1 pseudogene is annotated in these 480 nt (G+C 65.8%); it reads right to left on the bottom strand.

Going from position 1 to position 480, the window contains the following annotated elements:
* Positions 1 to 377, bottom strand: a pseudogene (locus CSC70_RS14395) (acetyl-CoA carboxylase carboxyltransferase subunit beta); the annotation flags it as partial.
* Between the last annotated feature and the right edge of the window lie 103 nt (positions 378 to 480).

The raw sequence follows: 480 nt of genomic DNA, 5'->3' as shown, positions 1-480 counted from the left end.
TCGCAGATCTGGTCGATGGCGCCGTGCTCGAGCAGGAACTCCGAGCGCTGGAAGCCTTCCGGCAGCTTCTCGCGCACGGTCTGCTCGATCACCCGCGGGCCGGCGAAGCCGATCTGGGCCTCGGGCTCGGCGATGTTCAGGTCGCCCAGCATCGCCAGGCTGGCCGAGACGCCGCCGGTGGTCGGATGGGTCAGGACCGAGATGTAGGGAACGCCGGCCTCGCGCAGCCGGGCCAGGACCGCCGAGGTCTTGGCCATCTGCATCAGCGAGAACAGGCTCTCCTGCATCCGCGCGCCGCCGCTGGCGGAAAAGTTGACGAACGGCGCGCCCAGCTCCAGCGCGCGCTCGCCGGCGCGGGCGAACTTCTCGCCCACCACCAAAAAATATCGCATCTTCTGATTAGCGACCTCGCCAAGCCGCGCGGTCAACATAGCATTGCATATACCGTCGTAGACTAGGTAAAACACATACGCCTGAGTG

The organism is Pseudoxanthomonas kalamensis DSM 18571 (genome assembly GCF_010211745.1).
Lineage (GTDB): Bacteria > Pseudomonadota > Gammaproteobacteria > Xanthomonadales > Xanthomonadaceae > Pseudoxanthomonas_A > Pseudoxanthomonas_A kalamensis.
This window is presented reverse-complemented; position numbering and strand designations above follow the sequence as displayed.